Annotated in this window: 16 protein-coding genes; 1 reads left to right on the plus strand and 15 read right to left on the minus strand. The window is 63.2% G+C overall.

Features of this window, described 5'->3' with window-relative positions; all coding sequences use genetic code 11:
• Positions 1 to 24 precede the first annotated feature (24 nt).
• The 15 genes from P6U24_RS21010 to P6U24_RS21080 all read right to left on the minus strand — a co-directional run bounded on the left by P6U24_RS21010 (position 25) and on the right by P6U24_RS21080 (position 17,379).
• Entirely contained in the window at positions 25 to 1,533 is a 1,509-nt protein-coding gene (locus tag P6U24_RS21010) for an NADH-quinone oxidoreductase subunit M (protein WP_407154416.1), read from the minus strand.
• A complete protein-coding gene (gene nuoL / locus P6U24_RS21015) occupies positions 1,530 to 3,641 on the minus strand; it encodes an NADH-quinone oxidoreductase subunit L (protein WP_407154417.1) in 2,112 nt (703 codons plus the stop codon). The genes P6U24_RS21010 and nuoL overlap by 4 nt, the downstream gene beginning before the upstream one ends.
• 45 nt (positions 3,642 to 3,686) lie before the next feature.
• Positions 3,687 to 3,995, minus strand: a complete 309-nt coding sequence (gene nuoK, locus P6U24_RS21020) for an NADH-quinone oxidoreductase subunit NuoK (protein ID WP_008968450.1) — start codon at positions 3,993 to 3,995, stop codon at positions 3,687 to 3,689.
• Positions 3,992 to 4,630, minus strand: a complete 639-nt coding sequence (locus P6U24_RS21025) for an NADH-quinone oxidoreductase subunit J (RefSeq protein ID WP_407154418.1) — start codon at positions 4,628 to 4,630, stop codon at positions 3,992 to 3,994. Before P6U24_RS21025 ends, nuoK begins: the two co-directional genes overlap by 4 nt.
• A 203-nt stretch (positions 4,631 to 4,833) precedes the next feature.
• Complete coding sequence (gene nuoI, locus P6U24_RS21030; protein ID WP_407154419.1) at positions 4,834 to 5,322, minus strand: NADH-quinone oxidoreductase subunit NuoI; 489 nt, start codon at positions 5,320 to 5,322, stop codon at positions 4,834 to 4,836.
• A gap of 19 nt (positions 5,323 to 5,341) precedes the next feature.
• A complete protein-coding gene (gene nuoH / locus P6U24_RS21035; RefSeq protein WP_407154420.1) occupies positions 5,342 to 6,412 on the minus strand; it encodes an NADH-quinone oxidoreductase subunit NuoH in 1,071 nt (356 codons plus the stop codon).
• A 10-nt stretch (positions 6,413 to 6,422) separates the two neighbouring features.
• Positions 6,423 to 8,495 (minus strand): NADH-quinone oxidoreductase subunit NuoG, encoded by a 2,073-nt coding sequence (gene nuoG, locus P6U24_RS21040; RefSeq protein WP_407154421.1) that lies wholly within the window; start codon positions 8,493 to 8,495, stop codon positions 6,423 to 6,425.
• Positions 8,496 to 8,530: 35 nt separating this feature from the next.
• On the minus strand, positions 8,531 to 9,856 hold the full coding sequence (nuoF, locus tag P6U24_RS21045; protein ID WP_407154422.1) for an NADH-quinone oxidoreductase subunit NuoF: 1,326 nt from the start codon (positions 9,854 to 9,856) through the stop codon (positions 8,531 to 8,533).
• Positions 9,857 to 9,899: 43 nt separating this feature from the next.
• The gene (gene nuoE / locus P6U24_RS21050) at positions 9,900 to 10,511 is read right to left on the minus strand and encodes an NADH-quinone oxidoreductase subunit NuoE (protein WP_407154423.1); all 612 of its coding nucleotides are present in this window, start codon (positions 10,509 to 10,511) and stop codon (positions 9,900 to 9,902) included.
• Positions 10,512 to 10,523: 12 nt separating this feature from the next.
• The gene (locus P6U24_RS21055; RefSeq protein ID WP_407154424.1) at positions 10,524 to 11,483 is read right to left on the minus strand and encodes an FkbM family methyltransferase; all 960 of its coding nucleotides are present in this window, start codon (positions 11,481 to 11,483) and stop codon (positions 10,524 to 10,526) included.
• Positions 11,483 to 12,679, minus strand: a complete 1,197-nt coding sequence (locus P6U24_RS21060; protein WP_407154425.1) for an NADH-quinone oxidoreductase subunit D — start codon at positions 12,677 to 12,679, stop codon at positions 11,483 to 11,485. Before P6U24_RS21060 ends, P6U24_RS21055 begins: the two co-directional genes overlap by 1 nt.
• Positions 12,676 to 13,281 carry an NADH-quinone oxidoreductase subunit C gene (locus tag P6U24_RS21065; protein WP_407154426.1) on the minus strand — a complete coding sequence of 202 codons (606 nt, stop codon included), beginning with the start codon at positions 13,279 to 13,281 and terminating at the stop codon, positions 12,676 to 12,678. The genes P6U24_RS21060 and P6U24_RS21065 overlap by 4 nt, the downstream gene beginning before the upstream one ends.
• Positions 13,282 to 13,292: 11 nt before the next feature.
• Positions 13,293 to 13,883: a NuoB/complex I 20 kDa subunit family protein gene (locus P6U24_RS21070; RefSeq protein WP_407154427.1), complete on the minus strand. Its 591-nt coding sequence runs from the start codon at positions 13,881 to 13,883 to the stop codon at positions 13,293 to 13,295.
• Positions 13,874 to 14,239 carry an NADH-quinone oxidoreductase subunit A gene (locus tag P6U24_RS21075; RefSeq protein WP_407154428.1) on the minus strand — a complete coding sequence of 122 codons (366 nt, stop codon included), beginning with the start codon at positions 14,237 to 14,239 and terminating at the stop codon, positions 13,874 to 13,876. Before P6U24_RS21075 ends, P6U24_RS21070 begins: the two co-directional genes overlap by 10 nt.
• 794 nt (positions 14,240 to 15,033) lie before the next feature.
• Positions 15,034 to 17,379, minus strand: coding sequence for a TonB-dependent siderophore receptor (locus P6U24_RS21080; RefSeq protein ID WP_407154429.1), 2,346 nt, complete (start codon positions 17,377 to 17,379; stop codon positions 15,034 to 15,036).
• Positions 17,380 to 17,982: 603 nt separating this feature from the next.
• On the opposite strand from P6U24_RS21080, the gene P6U24_RS21085 reads away from it, so the two are divergent.
• Entirely contained in the window at positions 17,983 to 18,180 is a 198-nt protein-coding gene (locus tag P6U24_RS21085) for a hypothetical protein (protein WP_407154430.1), read from the plus strand.
• The last annotated feature ends 195 nt before the right edge of the window (positions 18,181 to 18,375 follow it).

Raw genomic sequence — 18,375 nt, forward strand, 5'->3', positions numbered from 1 at the left:
CGTTCTTGTCCCGACCTATGGGGTCTATTGCAGCAGCGAGGCCGCCTTCACGGCCGTCACGGCGGTGTTGTAGTTGTTGACGAGCTGCTGGACCGAGGCGGCCGACATGTCGAGGATCGGCTTCGGATAGACGCCGAACAAAATGGTCAGCGCCACCAGCGGGAACAGTGTCAGGCATTCGCGCGCCGTCAGGTCCTTGATCGTCATCAGCGACGGCTTCACCAGCGCGCCGAACACCACCTTGCGGTAGAGCCAGAGCGCGTAGGCCGCCGACAGGATCACGCCTGATGTCGCAAAGAACGCCGTCGGTATCGAGACGCGGAAGGTGCCGAGCAAGGTCATGAACTCGCCGACGAAGCCGGAGGTGCCGGGCAGACCGACATTGGCCATGGTGAACACCATGAAGACCAGCGCGTAGAGCGGCATCCGGTTGACGAGGCCGCCATAGGCCGCGATCTCGCGGGTGTGCATGCGGTCGTAGACGATGCCGACGCAAAGGAACAGCGCGCCGGAGACGATACCATGCGAGATCATCTGAAACACGCCGCCGGCGACACCCTGCATGGTGCCGGCGAAGATGCCCATGGTGACGAAGCCCATATGCGCGACCGAGGAGTACGCGATCAGCTTCTTCATGTCCTCCTGCATCAGCGCCACCAGCGAGGTGTAGATGATCGCGATCGCCGACAGCGTCCAGATCAGCGGCGCGAAGTCATGCGATGCCAGGGGGAACATCGGCAGCGAGAAGCGCAGGAAGCCGTAGCCGCCCATCTTCAAGAGGATCGCGGCCAGGATCACCGAGCCGGCAGTTGGCGCCTCGACATGCGCATCCGGCAGCCAGGTGTGCACCGGCCACATCGGCATCTTCACCGCAAATGAAGCGAAGAAGGCGAGCCATGCCCAGGTCTGCAAGCTGCGCGGCACATTGGTGTGCATCAGCGCGGGGATGTCGGTCGTCCCGCCATTCCAGTACAGCGCCATGATGGCGAGCAGCATCAAGACCGAGCCGAGCAGCGTGTAGAGGAAGAACTTGAAGGATGCATAGACCCGGCGCGGGCCGCCCCAGACGCCGATGATCAGGAACATCGGGATCAGTCCGCCCTCGAAGAACAGATAGAACAGCACGAGGTCGAGCGCCGAGAAGGTGCCGACCATCAGCGTTTCCAGGATCAGGAACGCCATCATGTATTCGCGCACTCGGACGGTCACCGACTTCCAGCTCGCGATGATGCAGAACGGCATCAAGGCGGTGGTCAGGATCACGAATGGCAGCGAGATGCCGTCGACACCCATGTGGTAGGTGATGCCGCTGGCGAGCCAGCTCGTCTTCTCGACGAACTGGAAATCGGTCTGCGCCGGATCAAACCGCAAGACCAGGATCACCGACACCGCGAAGGTAATCAGCGTGGTCCAGAGCGCGATCCAGCGCGCGTTGCGCCGGGCGGATTCGTCGTCGCCGCTGAGCAGATAGATCAGCAGCGCACCGACGAGCGGAAGAAAGGTGACGACAGACAGAATTGGCCAGGTGGTCATTGCTGGCCCCCCATGAACATGAACCAGGTGATCAGGCCGGCAACGCCGATCAGCATGGCAAAGGCATAATGATAGAGATAGCCGGTCTGGATCTTGACGACGCTGCGGGTGACGTCGAGCACCCGCGCCGAGACGCCGTCCGGCCCAAAGCCGTCGATGACCAGGCCGTCACCCTTCTTCCACAGGAAGCGGCCGAGCCACTTCGCAGGACGGACGAAGATGAGGTCATAGAGCTCGTCGAAATACCACTTGTTGAGCAGGAAATTGTAGAGCAGCGGCTGCTGCTTCGCCAATTCCTCGGGGATATAGGGCCGCGTGATATAGAAGACGTAGGACACGGCGAAACCGCCCAGCATCATCACCAGCGGCAGCTGACCGAGCCAGAATGGCATGTGCTCCATATCCTCGAGGATATGCGGGTTCATCTTGAGGGATTCGCGGAAGAACTCCTCGACCCCATGCGGCCCTGTGAACAGCTCCTTGAACGGGAAGCCAGCCAGGATCGAGCCGGCCGCCAGCACGCCGATCGGGATCAGCATCCAGATCGGGCTTTCATGCGCCGCCTCGTAATGATGCTGGTCGTGCGGCTGGCCGAAGAACGTCTTCCAGATCAGGCGCCATGAATAGAATGACGTCAGCCCGGCCGCGGCCACCGTAAGGAAATAGGCATAGGTCGCAAACGGGTTATGCGCGGCATAGGCGGATTCGATGATGGCGTCCTTGGAGAAGAAGCCCGCGAAGCCAGGCACGCCGGTCAGCGCCATCGTGCCCACGCACATCACCGCGAAGGTGTACGGAATCTTGCGCCACAGGCCGCCCATGTTGCGGATGTCCTGCTCGTGATGCATCGCGTAGATCACCGAGCCTGAGCCCAGGAACAGCAGCGCCTTGAAGAAGGCGTGCGTGAACAGATGGAACATGCCGACCGAATAGGCCCCTGCTCCCATCGCCACGAACATGTAGCCGAGCTGCGAGCAGGTCGAATACGCGACGATGCGCTTGATGTCGTTCTGCACCAGGCCAATGGTCGCGGCGAAGAACGCGGTGGTAGCGCCGAAGAACATCACCACCGCCTGCGCGGTGGGCGCGAGCTCGAACAAAGGCGATAGCCGCGCCACCATGAACACGCCGGCGGTCACCATGGTCGCGGCGTGGATCAGCGCTGAGACGGGCGTCGGGCCTTCCATCGCGTCCGGCAGCCAGGTGTGCAGCAGGAACTGCGCCGACTTACCCATCGCGCCCATGAACAGCAGCAGGCAGGCGAGCGTCAGCGCGTCGGCATGCCAGCCGAGAAAATCGATGGTCCTGTGGGCAAGGGCAACACCCGGCGCTGCGCCGAAGATCGTTTCGAAATCGGTCGATCCGACCAGCATGAACACGGCAAAGATGCCGAGCGCGAAACCGAAGTCGCCGACGCGATTGACGACGAACGCCTTGATCGCCGCAGCGTTGGCCGAGGGCCGCTGGTACCAGAAGCCGATCAGGAGGTAGCTGGCCAGACCGACGCCTTCCCAGCCGAAGAACAGCTGGACCAGATTGTTCGCGGTCACCAGCATCAGCATGGCGAAGGTGAACAGGCTGAGATAGCCGAAGAAGCGCGGACGGTACGGATCCTCGTCCATGTAGCCGATCGAGTAGAGATGGACGAGCGATGAGACGCTCGTCACCACGACCAACATCACAGCCGTCAGCGTGTCGACACGCAGCGCCCAGGACACCTGCAGGTCGCCGGAATTGATCCAGGGCAGGATCTCCATCACCCCTGCCTCGTGGTGCAGGAAGCCGACATTGACAAGCATGACCCATGACAGCGCTGCGGCGACGAACAGGAACGCGGTGGTGATCAGTTCGGCCGCGCGCGATCCCGCGGCCGGCGGCTCGGCGACATGGTCATCGTGACCGTGCGCGTCCTGCGCATCCGGCTCATGGCTCGTCGCGTGGATGACGCTGGCGTCCTCGTTCACATGCGTGGTCGAGGCATGATGATGGCCATCATCATGATGCTCGACGGTATCGCCGCTCGGGTTGCGTGCATGTGCGCCGAACAGCGCAATCAGGCCGGCGAGAATGGCGCCGAACAACGGCAGAAAGACAATGGCCTGGATCATTCGTCCGTTCCCTTACGCATGATCATGCTGTTGCAGTTCATGCGCCTAGCCCTTCATCAGATTGACGTCTTCGACCGCGATCGAGCCGCGGTTGCGGAAATACACCACCAGCACGGCAAGGCCGATGGCAGCCTCGGCCGCAGCAACCGTGAGCACCAGCAGCGCGAACACCTGGCCGACGATGTCGCCGAGGAAGGTCGAAAACGCCACCAGATTGATGTTCACGGCGAGCAGGATCAGCTCGACCGACATCAGGATGACGATAATGTTCTTGCGGTTGAGGAAGATGCCAAGGATGCCGAGCGTGAACAGCATCGCGGCGACCGAGAGATAATGTCCGAGCCCGATGGTCATTTCACCCACTCCGCCGCGTCCGCATCCTGCAACCCCTGCCCGACCGCGACCTTGCGCACCACCATCGCCATCTCGGGCGTGCGGGCGTTCTGCACGTTGATGTCCTGCCGCTTGACGTTGGCCTTGTGGCGAAGCGTCAGCACAATGGCGCCGATCATCGCCACCAGCAGCACCATGCCGGCGAGCTGGAAGTAATGGATATACTTCGTGTAGAGCACGAGCCCGAGCGCCTCGGTGTTGGTCACGTTGGTCGGGATCGCGGCCGTGATCGTCTTGGTCGTGCCGGGGTTGATGACCCAGTACGACACGGTGAGCAACAGCTCGAGCAGGAAGATGCCGGCGATCACGAGACCAATCGGCATATACTGCAGGACGCCCTCGCGCAGCTCGGTGAAGTCGACGTCGAGCATCATGATCACGAACAGGAACAGCACCGCGACCGCGCCGACATAGACGACGACCAGGATCATCGCCAGGAATTCGGCGCCCATCAGCACGAACAGGCCGGAGGCGTTGACGAAGGCGAGGATCAGATAAAGGACCGAGTGAACGGGGTTCTTCGAGACGATCACCATCACCGCGGAGGCGACGCAGACCGCGGCGAAGAGATAGAAGAAGAGCGCAGGCAGGATCATACGAGTCTCCCGCTCGTCACGACGAACGCCGTGGCAAAGGGTGCTGCGTTCCCTCCCCCCGTGTGGGGGAGGGCCAGGGAGCGGGGTAAACCGCGAGTCCGGAGTGCGGGGCTTACCCCCCTCTCCAGCTCTCCCCCACAAGGGGGGAGAGACCCGACCGCGGTCGTGGCGCGCATGTGCATCCAACTATCCACGTTCATACCTCACCGGTACGGCGCGTCGAGCGCGATCGCCTTGGCGATCTCGCGCTCCCAGCGGTCGCCGTTGGCGAGCAGCTTCGCCTTGTCATAATAGAGCTCCTCGCGCGTCTCGGTCGCGAATTCGAAGTTCGGACCTTCCACGATGGCATCGACCGGGCAGGCTTCCTGGCACAGGCCGCAATAGATGCACTTCACCATGTCGATGTCGTAGCGCACAGTGCGGCGGGTGCCGTCGTTGCGGCGCGGACCGGCCTCGATGGTGATCGCCTGCGCCGGGCAGACCGCCTCGCACAGCTTGCAGGCGATGCAGCGCTCCTCGCCGTTCGGATAGCGGCGCAGCGCGTGCTCACCACGGAAGCGCGGCGAGATCGGCCCCTTCTCGAACGGGTAGTTCAGCGTCGGCTTCGCTTGAAAGAAATAACGCATGGCGAGGAAAAACGCCGAGACGAATTCCGACAGCAGCAGCGAACGGGCGGTGGCGTTGACACTCATGGCAGCCTCACTTGACGGCTCATTTCGGAGCGATATCGGCGAAATGCAGCACGCCGGCCACGACGACGACCATCGCCAGCGACAGCGGCAGGAACACTTTCCAGCCCAGCCGCATCAATTGGTCATAGCGGTAGCGCGGCACGATGGCTTTCGACATCGCAATCAAGAAGAAGATGAAGAACGCTTTCAGCGCGAACCAGATCACGCCGGGGATCCAGGTGAACGGCGGCAGCGCGACCGGCGGCAGCCAGCCACCCAGGAACAGGATCGCGCCCAGCGCGCACATCGTGCAGATCGCGACATATTCGCCCAGCATGAACAGGAGATAGGGCGTCGAGCCATATTCGACCATGAAGCCGGCGACGAGCTCGGATTCCGCTTCGACGAGATCGAAAGGCGGGCGGTTGGTTTCTGCCATGGCCGAGACGTAGAAGACCACGAACATCGGAAACAGCGGCCAGACGTACCAGTTCAGGATTGTCAACTGCGGCAGGCCGATCAGACTGCCGAGCCCGCGCGCGTTCTGGGCTTCGACCACGGCCGAGAGGTTCAAGGTGCCGGCACAGAGCAGCACCGTGATGATCACGAACCCGATCGAGACCTCGTAGGACACCATCTGCGCCGCCGAGCGCAGCGCTGCCAGGAACGGATATTTCGAGTTCGACGACCAGCCGGCCATGATGATGCCGTAGATCGACAGCGACGAGATCGCGAAGATGTAGAGGATGCCGACATTGATGTCGGCGATCGCCCACCCGAGATTGGTCGGAATCACCGCCCAGGCCGCGAGCGCGAGCACGCAGGAGACCAGCGGCGCCAGCAGGAATACGCCCTTGTTGGCGCCGGACGGAATGATCGGCTCCTTCAGCACGAACTTCAGAAGGTCCGCGAACGACTGGAACAGTCCCCAGGGGCCGACCACGTTTGGACCGCGCCGGATCTGCACCGCCGCCCAGATCTTGCGATCAGCGAGCAAGATGTAGGCGATCGCGACCAGGAGCACGACCAGCAGCAGCACGCTTTCCGCGACCATGATGATCAGCGGCCAGAGAAAGCCGGTCCAGAACGAGCTTGCGAAGAAATCAGCCATCAGATCACGCTCACTCCGCTGCCGTCAGCACCGCGTGCCCGGCGGCGAGGCGGGAGCATTCCGCCATCACCGCCGATGCGCGTGCGATCGGGTTGGTGAGATAGAAGTCTTCGATGAGGGTCTTGAACGGTGCCTTCTCCATGCTGCCGCCCTTGCCCGCCAATGCCTTGAGATCGGCGAGCTTGCCCGGCTCGATCTGGTCAAGGCGCTGAAGGTGCGGCGCGACCTTGAAGATCGCGGCGCGCAAGGCTGCTTGCGAGTCGTAAGGCAGCTTCTTGCCGAGTACATCAGAGAGCGCGCGGATGATCGCCCAGTCCTCGCGGGCTTCGCCCGGCGGGAACGAGGCCCGGCCGGTCGCCTGCGCCCGCCCCTCGGTGTTGACATAGATGCCGGACTTCTCGGTGTAGGCCGCGCCCGGAAGAATGACATCGGCGCGATGGGCGCCGCGATCACCATGTGTGCCGATATAGACCACGAAGACCCCCTCCGGCACGTTAATCTCGTCAGCGCCGAGCAGGAACAGCACGTCCATGGTGCCGAAGGTCGTCATCTGCGCCGCCGTCAGGCCGGTGCCGGCAAAGCCGATGTCCAGCGCCCCGACCCGCGAGGCGGTGTCGTGCAGCACGGCGAAGCCGTTCCAATCGTCGCGCAGCGCGTTGGCGTCAAGCGCCATCTTGGCCGCAAGCGACAGGATCGCCGCGCCGTCATGACGCGCGGCGGCGCCCGCCCCGACGATCACGATCGGGTTCTTGGCGTTCCTGAAGACGCTCGCGAACGAGTGCTTGCCGGCCGCCACGTTGTTCAATGAATCCGTGCCGGCGCCGATGTGTTCGTAAGCATAGGTCAGATCGACCTTCGGCCCAATGACGCCGACCTTGAGCTGACCCGAGCGCCAGCGCTTGCGGATGCGCGCGTTCAGCACGGCGGCTTCCTTGCGCGGATTGGCGCCGATGATCAGGATCGCGTCGGCCTGCTCGATGCCGGCGACGGTCGGGTTGAAGATGTAGGAGCCGCGCCCCGCTTTCGGATCGAAGCTGTCGCCGCCCTGCACCGCCACGTTGCCGGAGCCGAGCCTGGCGAGCAGGTCCTTCAGCGCGAACATCTCCTCGACCGCGGCGAGATCGCCTGCGATCGCGCCAATGCGCTTGCCGTCGATCCGCTTCAGCCTGGCGGCAATCGTATTGAACGCCTCCTGCCAGGACGCCGCCCGCAGCCTGCCGTTCTCGCGAATGTAAGGCCGGTCGAGCCGCTGCGTGCGCAGACCGTCGACGATGTGGCGGGTCTTGTCCGAGATCCACTCCTCGTTCACGGCGTCATTGACGCGCGGCAGGATGCGCATCACCTCGCGACCGCGGGTGTCGACGCGGATCGCCGAGCCGAGGCCGTCCATCACGTCGATCGATTGGGTCTTGCCGAGCTCCCAGGGCCGCGCCGCAAACGCATAGGGCTTGGAGGTCAGTGCGCCGACCGGGCAGATGTCGACCAGATTGCCTTGGAGCTCGGAGGTAAGCGCCTGCTCCAGATAGGTCGTGATCTCCATGTCCTCGCCGCGGCCGATCGCACCCATTTCAGGCACGCCGCACACTTCCGCCGAGAAGCGGACGCAACGCGTGCACTGGATGCAGCGGTTCATCGAGGTCTTGACCAGCGCGCCGAGATATTTGTCCTCGACCGCGCGCTTGTTCTCGGCAAAGCGGCTGGTGTCGACACCATAGCCCATCGCCTGGTCCTGCAGGTCGCACTCGCCGCCCTGGTCGCAGATCGGACAGTCCAGCGGATGGTTGATGAGAAGGAATTCCATCACGCCTTCGCGCGCCTTCTTCACCATCGGCGAGCGGGTCGAGATCTCCGGCGGCTCGCCCTTCGGACCCGGACGGCAATCGCGCACGCCCCAGGCGCAGCTCGCGACCGGCTTCGGGCCGCCCTTCACCTCGACCAGGCACATCCGGCAATTACCGGCGATCGACAACCGCTCGTGATAGCAGAAGCGCGGAATCTCGGCGCCGGCCGCCTCGCACGCCTGCAGCAGCGTGTACTCGGGCGGGACATCGATCTCTTTGCCGTCGATGATGATCTTGGTCATGACATCAAGTCTTTCTCAATGCAGCTACGCGCGCCCTACTCCGCGGCCACCATCTGGACGGGATCGCGCACACCGGCATCATCGATATCGGCCTTATGCGAATACTGGTCGATTCGCGCCTCGATCTCGTGGCGGAAATGCGCGATCAGGCCCTGGATCGGCCAGGCCGCCGCGTCGCCGAGCGCACAGATGGTGTGGCCTTCGATCTGCTTCGTCACTTCCAGCAGCATGTCGATCTCGCGCTTGTGGGCGCGGCCCTCGGCCATGCGGCTCAAGACCCGCCACATCCAGCCCGTTCCTTCGCGGCAGGGCGTGCACTGGCCGCAGCTTTCGTGCTTGTAAAAATAGGAAATGCGCGCGATCGCCCGGATCAGGTCGGTCGACTTGTCCATCACGATCACGGCCGCGGTGCCGAGACCCGAGCGCAGTTTGGAGAGGCTGTCGAAATCCATCGGCGTGTCGATGATCTGCTCGGCCGGCACCATGCGCACCGAGGAGCCGCCGGGAATCACGGCCTTCAGATTGTCCCAGCCGCCGCGAATGCCGCCGCAATGCTTCTCGATCAACTCGCGGAACGGAATCCCCATCGCCTCTTCGACGTTGCAGGGCCGCTCGACATGGCCGGAGATGCAGAACAGCTTGGTGCCGACATTGTTCGGGCGACCGATGCCGGCGAACCAGGCCGCGCCGCGGCGCAGGATGGTCGGCGCCACCGCAATCGACTCGACATTGTTGACGGTGGTCGGGCAGCCGTAGAGGCCGACATTGGCCGGGAATGGCGGCTTCAGCCGCGGCTGACCTTTCTTGCCCTCCAGGCTTTCCAGCAGCGCTGTCTCTTCGCCGCAGATATAAGCGCCGGCGCCGTGAGTCACGTAGAGATCGAACGGCCAGCCGTGGATGTTGTTCTTGCCGATCAGGTTGGCCTCATAGGCCTGATCGACCGCGGCCTGCAGCCGCTCGCGCTCGCGGATGAACTCGCCGCGCACATAGATGTAGCAGGCATGCGCGCCCATCGCGAAGCTCGCGAGCAGGCAGCCCTCGACGAGATGATGCGGATCGTGCCGCATGATCTCGCGATCCTTGCAGGTGCCGGGCTCGGACTCGTCGGCATTGACCACGAGATAGCTCGGCCGGCCGTCGGTCGATTCCTTCGGCATGAACGACCATTTCAGCCCGGTCGGGAAGCCGGCGCCGCCGCGGCCGCGCAAGCCCGAGGCCTTCATCTCGCTGATGATCCAGTCGCGGCCCTTCTCGATCAGCGCCTTGGTGCCGTCCCAGCTGCCGCGGCGGCGCGCGCCTTCCAGACCCCAATCATGGAGGCCGTAGAGGTTGGTGAAGATGCGGTCCTTGTCGTCGAGCATGATCAGAAGGCTTCCTCGATCAAGGGTTGGATGCTGAAGCAGCTCATGTGTTTTCCTTCAGCGTGGTCGGCCCGCCCACCGGCGCGGAGAACTGACGGCCGTTCTGCGGGCCGGGCCTCAGTGGCTGGCCGGTGGCAAAGCCGTCCAGCACCTTGCCGAAGCTGTCCGGCGTCAGGTCCTCATAGGTGTCGTTCCAGATCTGCACCATCGGCGCGTTCACGCAGGCACCGAGGCACTCGACTTCCTCCCAGGAGAAATCGCCGTCCTTGGAGAGGTGGAAGGGATCGTGGTGGATGCGATGCTTGCAGACCTCGATCAGATCCTCCGCGCCGCGCAGCCGGCACGGCGTGGTGCCGCAGACCTGGACATGCGCCTTCTTGCCGACCGGCTGCAGCTGGAACATCGTGTAGAAGGTCGCGATCTCCAGCACGCGGATATAGGGCATGCCGAGCATGTCCGCGACAACGCGGATCGCGGCTTCCGAGACCCAGCCCTCGTTCTGCTCCTGCGCCCGCCACAGGATGGCGATGACAGCCGACGCCTGACGGCCTTCCGGATATTTCGCGATCTGAGCCTTGGCGAACGCCAGATTCTCGTCCGTGAACGTGAAGCTCGCGGGCTGCAATTCCTTCGGTGCAAGACGGCGGACGGACATGCTCTCAGTCTTTCATTGTATGCGGCGCGCGGCACTGGCGTTCAGCGCGTCGATGCGGTTCTGCCAGAACGCGCTCGCCGTGCCGAACACGTTGTAGCCCACGTGGGCCGACACCTTGATCCGGTCGAGGATGGATAGTTCGGTGACGGTCTCGAGCCGGCCGCTCTGCGGGTCGTAGACCAGCAGCTTCATCGGCGTCTGGTCGAGAATGTAGCGCGACACCGTGTGATTGCGGTCGTTGCCGTGCTCTTCGCACAGGATCATGCTATCGGCCGCGAGCAGGCGAGTGCCGCCCTTGATCGCCTCGATCTCGACACCCTCGACATCCAGCTTGATCAGATATTTCCCCGATGCCACGACCTTGCCGTCATCGATCAGATCGTCGAGCGCCAGCACCGGGACCTCTTCGCCGCCCGCGACGTCACCGGCGATGCTGAAGGCCTCGTGCTTGGTGCCGCTCAGATGCGCCGTGCCACGCACCGCGCCGATCGCGCATTTCATGACCTCGAAACGGTCGCCATTGACGCGGGCGTTGTTGGCCAGCTTGGCGAAATTCGCCGATGACGGCTCGATCGCGATGGCCCGGTGCGAGCCATAGGGCGCGCTCGACACCAGCACCGACCAGTAGCCGTAATTGGCGCCGCAATCGATGAAGGTGTAGTCGACGTCGACGGAGCCCAGAAACAGCAGCTCCAGCTCGTCTTCATAGCGATAGCCGCGATTGAGCAGCTTGCTCCAATAGCCGTCGCCATAGGGAAACTCGAACACCGCATCCGGATTGAGCTTGATCGCGATGTCGCGCTCCGGCAGCGTCTTGCGCAGCAGATTGGCGCAATAATTGTAGCCGCGATGCGAGAAGTGCGAGGAGATCTTCGAGCCGGTCGCCAACGCCAGCGCAGCCGTGCGCTCCCAGAGGTTCGCTCCTTCGAGCGCCCCTGAAGCCCGGTCGAACTGGATCGGCGCTTGCCCCATCAGCGGTCGACCTCTCCGAACACAATGTCGAGCGAGCCGAGAATGGCCGAGACGTCCGCGAGCAGATGCCCGCGACAGATGAAGTCCATCGCCTGCAAATGCGCAAAGCCGGGTGCGCGGATCTTGCACTTGTAGGGCTTGTTGCTGCCGTCGGAGACCAGATAGACGCCAAACTCGCCCTTCGGCGCTTCCACAGCGGCATAGATCTCGCCGGCCGGCACGTGCACGCCTTCGGTATAGAGCTTGAAATGGTGGATCAAGCCTTCCATCGAGCGCTTCATCTCGCCACGGCGCGGCGGCGCGATCTTGTTATCGGCGATCAGCACGGGCCCCTGGCCGTCCGGCGCACGCAGCTTGGCGATGCACTGCTTCATGATGCGCACCGACTGGCGCATCTCTTCCATGCGGATCAGGTAGCGGTCGTAGCAGTCGCCGTTCTTGCCGATCGGGATGTCGAAATCCATCTCGGCGTAGCATTCATAAGGCTGCGACTTGCGGAGGTCCCAGGCCGCGCCGGAGCCGCGCACCATCACGCCCGAGAAGCCCCACTCCCAGGCCTGCTGCAGCGTGACCACGCCGATATCGACGTTGCGCTGCTTGAAGATGCGGTTGCCGGTCAAGAGCCGGTCGAGATCGTCGACGACCTTCAGGAACGGATCGCAGAACGCTTCGATGTCGTCGATCAGCTTCGGCGGCAGGTCCTGGTGCACGCCGCCGATGCGGAAATAGGCCGCGTGCATGCGCGAGCCCGAGGCGCGCTCGTAGAACACCATCAGCTTCTCGCGCTCCTCGAAGCCCCACAGCGGCGGGGTCAGGGCGCCAACGTCCATCGCCTGCGTGGTGACGTTGAGCAGGTGCGACAACAGCCGGCCGATCTCGCAATAGAGCACGCGGATCAGCTGCCCGCGGCGCGGCACCTCGATGCCGAGCAGCCTCTCGGCGGCGAGACAGAAGGCGTGCTCCTGATTCATCGGCGCGACGTAATCGAGCCGATCAAAATAGGGAATCGCCTGCAAATAGGTCTTGGTCTCGATCAGCTTTTCGGTGCCGCGATGGAGCAGACCGATATGCGGATCGACGCGCTCGACGACCTCGCCGTCGAGCTCCAGCACCAGGCGCAGCACGCCGTGCGCAGCTGGATGCTGCGGCCCGAAATTGATGGTGAAATTGCGGAGACCTGGGCTTTGCTCGTTCATGGCTTCGCCTTTTCGTCACCGGGCAGCGGATAGTCCGCGCCTTCCCAGGGCGAGAGAAAATCGAATTTGCGGAATTCCTGGTTGAGGCGCACGGGCTCATAGAGCACCCGCTTCTCCTGGTCGTCGTAGCGCACCTCGACGAAGCCGGTGGTCGGGAAGTCCTTGCGCAGCGGATGACCATCGAAGCCGTAATCGGTAAGGATGCGGCGCATGTCGGGATGGCCGGTGAAGATCACGCCATAGAGGTCATAGGCCTCGCGCTCGAACCAGTCGGCACCCGGAAATACCTCGATCAGCGAGGGCACCGGCTCCATCTCGCCGACCTCGGCGCGCAGCCGGATGCGGGCATTCAGCGTCGGCGACAGCAAATGGTAGACCACGTCGAAGCGCTTCTCGCGCTCGGGGTAGTCGACTGCGGTCACGTCGGTGATGTTGACGAAGCGGCAGGCCGGATCGTCACGCAGATAGGTCGCGACCTCGACTATCCGGCTCGCCTCGACCGTCACCGTGAGCTGATTGAAGGCAACCGAATGCGCCGTCGCCGCGCCCTTGAGCGCGCCAACGATCGTCTGCCCCAAGGCGTCGAGCTTGCCGTCGTCCATGCGAAAAACCTTCAGCGTTCGATCGTGCCGGTGCGGCGGATCTTCTTCTGCAGCAGCAGCACACCGTAGAGCAGTGCCTCAGCGGTCGGCGGGCAACCGGGCACATAGATGTCGATCGGCACGATGCGGTCGCAGCCACGTACCACCGAATAGGAATAGTGGTAATAGCCGCCACCATTGGCGCAGGAGCCCATCGAGATGACGTAGCGCGGCTCCGGCATCTGGTCGTAGACCTTGCGCAGCGCCGGCGCCATCTTGTTGGTCAGCGTGCCGGCGACGATCATCACGTCGGACTGGCGCGGCGAAGCACGCGGCGCGAAGCCGAAGCGCTCGACGTCGTAACGCGGCATCGAGACCTGCATCATCTCGACCGCGCAGCAGGCCAGGCCAAACGTCATCCACATCAGCGAGCCGGTGCGGGCCCAGGTGATCAGATCGTCGGCGGCAGCCGTGAAAAACCCCTTGTCCGACAGCTCGTGATTGACCTCGAGAAAAAACGGGTCGGTAGCACCAATCGGCTTGCCGGTCGCGGGATCGAGAATGCCCTTCGGTGCCGGCGCGATCGCCGGTCCGGTTGCGGGCGTGGTCGGGCTCAATCCCATTCAAGCGCGCCTTTCTTCCATTCATAGGCGAACCCGACCGTGAGCACGGCCAGGAACACGATCATCGACCAGAAGCCGGCAGCGCCGAGCTTTCCGAAGGCGACCGCCCAGGGAAAGAGGAACGCGACCTCGAGGTCGAAAATGATGAAGAGGATGGCGACCAGATAGAAGCGGACGTCGAACTTCATCCGGGCGTCATCGAAAGCATTGAAGCCGCACTCATAGGCCGACAGCTTCTCCGGATCCGGCTGCTGGAACGCCACCACGAAGGGCGCGATCAACAGCACCAGCCCGATGATGGCTGCGACACCTATGAATACGACAAGGGGAAGATAATTCTGAAGGATGCCGGTCATCGGCGCCACTTTCCCTGCGACCCGGGCGGCCGCAGACTCGCTCTCATTGGAATTGTTCTGAGCCTTAGCGCAGCGCACCAAGCCGCGCAAGACAAGCTGACTTGACAAGATCATCGCTCCCCACATTGCGGAGATGCAGACACAGGTCGCGCCCGGTCGCGAGCGATGACGAACAGCGACCGCGTTCGGTGCGGAGCTATCGTCCTCGGCATTCTGGCGGCTCGAACGCGGTTCGGGAGGATCGCCTCCGCATCCTCTGCTCACCGCTCGGGCTGCGGCATCATCGGCTGCAGCGAGCCTCGACGATGCTCCTGACCTTGCCGCCCGGCTGCTCGGTCATCGGCATGTCGGAAGGGTGGCCTGCGCCGTTCCCGGCGCAAAGCGCATCTATGCAAATTCCGATGAAATTTCAACGACGACAAGACAAAAATACCACGACGCCATCAATGCCACGACGCCATCAGCTCCCGCGTTGGGGCGGGCGGCACTGCCGCGTCTGCTGCACGCGCATGTGATCAGAAGGACTGGAACCGCCCGGACCCCTCCCGGCCCGGGCTGGCTGGCAGGAAAGCCCCTAGCCGGCATGCCTTCGGCCGGACCGGGCGCACCGCGGGCCGTGCCCGATCGCGCCGCCGAACTGCGGCCGGGCAGATGCGATCGGCACGCATCTGCCCGGCGGGGCGACTTCCCGCGACGCCGTCGCGCTTAACCGCAGCGACATCACGAGCGTCAGAAGGTGCAATCAGACGCCAAAAAGCGCCAGCCTGGCCGGAATTGAGCGACCGATCTGCCCCTCACCACTTGTACGTCGCGCTCAACGTCGCACGCCGCCGGTCGGCATAGAAGCAGGCGCTCGCGCTGCTGCATCCTGCAACATAGATCTTGTCGGTGATGTTGGTGACGTTGAGCGCGAAACGCCACCGGTCGACCTCGTAATGCAGCGCCGCATCACCGACAACGAAGGATGGCACTTCCAACGTGTTGGCCGCGTCGGCATAGGAATGGCCATTGTAGCGAACGCCACCACCGAAGCCGAAGCCGGAGAGCCAGCCAGACTTGAAGGTGTAATCCCCCCATAAGGCTGCAATCTCGCTCGGTGTGTTCGTGGGGACATTGCCGATCAGACTTGGATCCAGGTCCTTGCTGACGAAGATCCGGAAATTGGTGTAGGACCCCCTCACCTTCAGCTCGGGCGTGATGTTGGCCACCGCTTCGAGTTCGACGCCCCGCGAGGTGACCTCGCCGATCTGCAGCGATTGGGCCAGGCCGGCGGGGGTCGTTGTCGGTGTCGCCGTCAGGACGTTCTGACGCTTCAGGTCGAAGACGTCGGCAGCGAAGTAGCCATCCAGCCAGCTTGGCTTGACCTTGATGCCGATCTCGGCCTGCTGGCCCGTCTCCGGAATGAGCAAGAGCCCGGTGATAGCGTTGGTCCCGATTACGGGATTATAGCTCGTCGAATAGGAGACGTACGGCGCGATGCCGACATCGGTATTGTAGATCGCGCCGACGCGGCCGCTGAAGCGGCTGTCGTCACGGCTCAGGCCGGTGCCGATCCGGTTGTTCAGATCGGTATCGACCCAGTCGTTGCGGCCGCTGAACACCAATGTCAACTTGCCGATCTTCATTTGCTCCTGAGCATAGATCGCCGCCTGCTTCTGCGTGATCGTCCGGTCTAGGAAAATCGTACTCGGGAAGCCGCCATCATAGCCGTAGGTCGGGTTCAACAGGTTCAGCGATGGCGCCCCGAACGCGAACGACTGCAGGTCGTCGATCCGGTAGTGCTTCAGGTCCACACCGACCAACGTGGTGTGCTGGATGCCCCAGGTGTTGAAGCGGTACTCGAACTGGTTGTCGAGATTAGCCTGGTTCGCAATGTCGTGATTGAAGCTGTTGAAGCGCGATAGCGACGCGCTTGCCGGATTTGGCTTGCCGTCGGGTCCGAGGTCGTAATTGTTGCCGAGCAGGAGCTGCAGGGTGACGTCATCATGGGCAAAGCGCGCGTTCTGCCGGAAGGTCAGGCTGTCGGTCAGGTTCTTCTCGAACTGATAGCCGATCATCTCCTGTTCGCGCTTGAACGTATCGTTGGCCGGATCGCTGGCGTAGAGGCTGGTCGGGATCCTGCCGAACGGGGCGTTCACGACCGTTCCGGTATAAGGCAGGAAGTTCTGCGGCCGCGTATCGTATTTCGTTGCCGACGCCAACACCGTGAACCTGGTGTCGAGATCGGGCTGATAGGTGAATGATGGCGCGATGAAATAGCTGTTGTCGGGCGTAAAGTCGGTCTGCGTGCCCCCATTTCGGATCGACCCGAGCACCCGATAGGCGAGCTCTTTGCTCGGTCCATCCGCCGTCATGAAGGGACCGGTAAAGTCGAATGCCGTGTAGGCGTTGCCAAATGAGTTGATGCCGGCCTCGACCGTGTTCGACTGAGCAAACGACGGCACCTTGCTGATGGCGTTAATGATGCCGCCAGGGCCGCTGCCGCCGTAAAGCACCGCCGAGGGACCGCGCAGGATGTCAATGCGCTCCAGCCCCCAAGTCTGCAGCTTCCAGGTCGCAAAGCCGGTACTGAACAATTGCAGCCCGTCCATGAAGAAGCCGACGTCCTCGGCATCGAATCCGCGCACCTTGAACCAGTCGTTGCGGACGTCAGAACCAAAGAACTGCGCGTTGACACCGGGGGCGTAGTGCAGCGCCTCCGCTAGACTCTGCGGCTTCTGGTCGCGGATTTCCTCGGCCCCAATCACGGAAATCGCCTGCGGCGTCTCCATGATCGGAGTGTTGGTTTTGGTACCCGTCATCGAGCGCGTCGCGACATAGCCGTTGATCGGTCCACGCGGATCGCTTCCGGGGGTCGCATTCCCCTTGGCGCCAGCAGTCTCGCTGGCGGTGACCGCCGCGGCCGGCGCGCTCCGCGACTGCCGTGCCCCGGCGCGGGTGGTGGTGGTGCTAGGAGCCGCAGTTGGAGTTGCGGTGCGCACGCGGCGCGGCTTGGGCGCGTCGATCGTGACCGGCGGAAGATTCTGCGAGGCGGCGGCTCCGCCCGATGCGGCCGACTGCGCAACAGACGCCTTCGGCAACAAGACAACTAATGACACGGTTGCCAATGCGGCAACCCGCAACAAACTCTGCGACTTCACGCGCCACCCCAATCCCAATTCGAGCCCCAGAATGCCGCCGGAACACCTGCAGCACACGATGAGATGACGCTTATGGGATGGTGGACGATTCCACTAATTGAATGGCTCTTAGAACAATTCGAGGCTCATCGGCAGAATTGCGAGAAGCCGCAGCGCAACTTGCGATGACGAGATGTTGTTTCCGTTCGTTGCTGGATGCTCGTCAGACAAGCGAATTTAATCAAGCGTCGGATCTGACGTTGAACCGGGAGACCGGGGCGCGAACGTCAAACCGCAAGCAGGATTCGCCATCAGCGCGAAAGTCAGCTCGCCGGTGTAGCGTTCGAACTGCGCCCGGGTTTCCGCACCACGGGCCTTTCTCCGCTGCGACGGCATCCGGCCTTCACCAGCGCAGCTCTCCCGGTGCACGTCGCGCGTCTGGCTCGAGCTTCCGATGGAAGCCAGGCGTCCGGTCCGCTCGGCGCGAGTCTCCTCGAACGGTTGCAAAGCCCGCCTCCTCAACTCAATGAAACCATTTTGAGGAACCGAAGAAACCGGATCGAAACAAACGGCCGGTAAGAGTGCAGGCAACCAAGTGGCGCCTTGAGACGCCGGGAGGCTGCAGTGAACCACTCTTTCCATTCTGTCGATCGTGCGACCCACCTGAAGATCGTGGTGGTGGCGCTGGTGGCCGGCATCGCGGTGACGGCGTTCGGAATCGCTGCCCGCTCCACCCTCGATGACAGCCAGGCCGCGGCCCACGTGATCAAGGCCGGCAAGCCGGTCGTCGTGACCAGTTCGGATAACGCGGTGATCCGCTGACGAGCCGCGCCCGGCCTCCGACGCCACCGAGCGGCCGCCGTCCAGGCGGCCTTTTTATTGCGCCGCGATGCCCGACGCCCCGTCGTGCCCCAGAAATCATCGCCACTTGCCGGCACGATGGCTTTGCTGCACGCGGCCGGGCGTGACTCTGCCTTACTTTTTCACCGGGCATTACAATGAGCCGGACTTCCCACA

The sequence above is a fragment of the Bradyrhizobium sp. STM 3557 genome (genome assembly GCF_045571465.1).
Taxonomy (GTDB): domain Bacteria; phylum Pseudomonadota; class Alphaproteobacteria; order Rhizobiales; family Xanthobacteraceae; genus Bradyrhizobium.

What these genes read in the sequence shown, in the direction of transcription:
- P6U24_RS21010 (WP_407154416.1), bottom strand. Translation starts at nt 1,533, where the DNA reads ATGACCACCTGGCCAATTCTGTCTGTCGTCACCTTTCTTCCGCTCGTC.
- nuoL (WP_407154417.1), bottom strand. Translation starts at nt 3,641, where the DNA reads ATGATCCAGGCCATTGTCTTTCTGCCGTTGTTCGGCGCCATTCTCGCC.
- nuoK (WP_008968450.1), bottom strand. Translation starts at nt 3,995, where the DNA reads ATGACCATCGGGCTCGGACATTATCTCTCGGTCGCCGCGATGCTGTTC.
- P6U24_RS21025 (WP_407154418.1), bottom strand. Translation starts at nt 4,630, where the DNA reads ATGATCCTGCCTGCGCTCTTCTTCTATCTCTTCGCCGCGGTCTGCGTC.
- nuoI (WP_407154419.1), bottom strand. Translation starts at nt 5,322, where the DNA reads ATGAGTGTCAACGCCACCGCCCGTTCGCTGCTGCTGTCGGAATTCGTC.
- nuoH (WP_407154420.1), bottom strand. Translation starts at nt 6,412, where the DNA reads ATGGCTGATTTCTTCGCAAGCTCGTTCTGGACCGGCTTTCTCTGGCCG.
- nuoG (WP_407154421.1), bottom strand. Translation starts at nt 8,495, where the DNA reads ATGACCAAGATCATCATCGACGGCAAAGAGATCGATGTCCCGCCCGAG.
- nuoF (WP_407154422.1), bottom strand. Translation starts at nt 9,856, where the DNA reads ATGCTCGACGACAAGGACCGCATCTTCACCAACCTCTACGGCCTCCAT.
- nuoE (WP_407154423.1), bottom strand. Translation starts at nt 10,511, where the DNA reads ATGTCCGTCCGCCGTCTTGCACCGAAGGAATTGCAGCCCGCGAGCTTC.
- P6U24_RS21055 (WP_407154424.1), bottom strand. Translation starts at nt 11,483, where the DNA reads ATGGGGCAAGCGCCGATCCAGTTCGACCGGGCTTCAGGGGCGCTCGAA.
- P6U24_RS21060 (WP_407154425.1), bottom strand. Translation starts at nt 12,679, where the DNA reads ATGAACGAGCAAAGCCCAGGTCTCCGCAATTTCACCATCAATTTCGGG.
- P6U24_RS21065 (WP_407154426.1), bottom strand. Translation starts at nt 13,281, where the DNA reads ATGGACGACGGCAAGCTCGACGCCTTGGGGCAGACGATCGTTGGCGCG.
- P6U24_RS21070 (WP_407154427.1), bottom strand. Translation starts at nt 13,883, where the DNA reads ATGGGATTGAGCCCGACCACGCCCGCAACCGGACCGGCGATCGCGCCG.
- P6U24_RS21075 (WP_407154428.1), bottom strand. Translation starts at nt 14,239, where the DNA reads ATGACCGGCATCCTTCAGAATTATCTTCCCCTTGTCGTATTCATAGGT.